4 protein-coding genes are annotated in these 1,795 nt (G+C 45.7%); all 4 read right to left on the reverse strand.

The window, feature by feature from the left end; translation table 11 throughout:
* On the reverse strand, positions 1-371 hold a 371-nt coding region (locus J7J01_07670), incomplete at its 3' end, for a GIY-YIG nuclease family protein (protein ID MCD6210747.1).
* Between the two features lie 10 nt (positions 372-381).
* Positions 382-846, reverse strand: a complete 465-nt coding sequence (locus tag J7J01_07675; protein ID MCD6210748.1) for a small multi-drug export protein — start codon at positions 844-846, stop codon at positions 382-384.
* A gap of 71 nt (positions 847-917) precedes the next feature.
* Positions 918-1,289 carry a DUF2149 domain-containing protein gene (locus J7J01_07680; GenBank protein MCD6210749.1) on the reverse strand — a complete coding sequence of 124 codons (372 nt, stop codon included), beginning with the start codon at positions 1,287-1,289 and terminating at the stop codon, positions 918-920.
* Between the two features lie 134 nt (positions 1,290-1,423).
* On the reverse strand, positions 1,424-1,795 hold a 372-nt coding region (locus tag J7J01_07685), incomplete at its 5' end, for a right-handed parallel beta-helix repeat-containing protein (GenBank protein ID MCD6210750.1).

Below are 1,795 nucleotides of genomic sequence, written 5' to 3' on the forward strand. Positions count from 1 at the left end.
ACCTCTAAAAGCCTGTCTTGGCTGTTGCAGAAGAAGAGATGGCTTTCACATCTGCAATCACTGCATCCAAAACCCTTTATATGCTCCAGTTGCTCATGCATCTTCCTCGCTATCATGCATTCCTCACGATTTGACGTCTCCTTAAATATCACTTCCCGTACATCGGCACCGGGACTCGCCAGGAGATAATCTATATGCCAGTGCAATCGCTTCTCACGACGCAGATGCCGCTTTATTCGCTGCTCCAATCCGGATAGAGCAGAGCCAACATAAGCATAAAAGCCAGACTTGAATTCTATTGTGCCCAGCTTCCCTATCTCCAGCTCCTCTCCTATGCTTTTCTCTATGATCAACACGTATACTCCCTTCATCTATCTGCCTCTACCCATATCTGCCTATACACGTCAGAACGCCGATGCACGACAGCGTTACTATCACACCCGCGATTAGCACCCCTGCAAGGATTGCTACAAACGCATGTCTGCACCGGATACCGAATACAAATGCCACTGCACTTGCAGTCCACGCGCCCGTTACAGGCAGGGGGATAGCAACAAACGGTATCAATCCCAATGAGCCGTATTTATCCATCTGGGCACTATAGCGCCTCGTTCTTGCGAATAACCACGCAAAGAATCGGTCAAAGATGCTGTATCGCCTCAACCAGTTTGAGACCGGTTCGAGAAAGAGGAGTAACGGAACAACGGGTAACATATTCCCTATCACTGAGAGGACGAATACCTGCAAGGGTGCCATCCCATACATGCTTATCCCTACCGGGATAGAAGCACGCAGCTCTCCAAAAGGGACCATTGCCATCAATGCTACCCTCACACATTCAAGCATGCTCATTTATTCAAAATAAAAAATAGTGTGCGAAAAAAAAGATAAGTTTTATACTTACTTATATGTCATCGTCATCCCCCTGTCTTCTGCTCCTCAGTGGCATTCACCAATATGTATGCAGACTGCCCTCCTGACTGCTTCACCTCGTACAATGTTCCTGATTCTACTATATCGCCAGTAACAGTGACCGTCTGGTCTGTTGGTGCCATCTTCAGCATCTTACCACGCTCGATTATCTGTTTCATCTTCTCGGGATTCGTGAGCGCCTCCTGCATTCCCATCTGTATCAGTACCATCACCAGCAGCCCAAGTCCGAATAGCATTGCTACATCGAACAGATTTGCAACACCGCTTAAAGGGTCTTCTTCCTCATGCAGTCTCTTGCTTCTGCTTCTGCCTCTACCTCTTCTATTTCCTCCACTTCCTCGTTTCAAATACCTCATTTGGGTCTTGTTTTCACCTCCTTCCTTTTTTTACCCTTTTTTCATCCACTCACCGTCAATTTTTACTACCCATTTATCCATTATCCCAAGCTTGTGAACTGTGTTCCGGATGATTAATATTGTTTTCGATGAAGTCATTCCACCAGATGCACCCACCCCCATTTATCCTCAAATGGATAACGATCTTGAGAACCAGAAACACCGGGGATATAATATGGCTGACTGCCGTTGCTCGGGTTATCCTCGCATACGTGGTCAGACCAGTAATTACCTCCTACAGGTAGACCCTTATCCCATGTATTACCAGTTTCTGAGTCGTAGGGGAGGTCGCTTTCGTATGCTTGATTAGTGTTGTTCTCAAAGTTGTTGTGATAGATCGTGTTTTCAGATGCCATAAAAAACCAGATTCCATACCAGCTTTTTGAACTTATAGTATTATTTGTAATTGTATTGCCTGTGGATAAGCACACGTGGATGCCCGCCTTGTTATTTGATACGATGTTATT

The sequence above is a fragment of the Methanophagales archaeon genome (assembly GCA_021159465.1).
Lineage (GTDB): Archaea > Halobacteriota > Syntropharchaeia > Alkanophagales > Methanospirareceae > G60ANME1.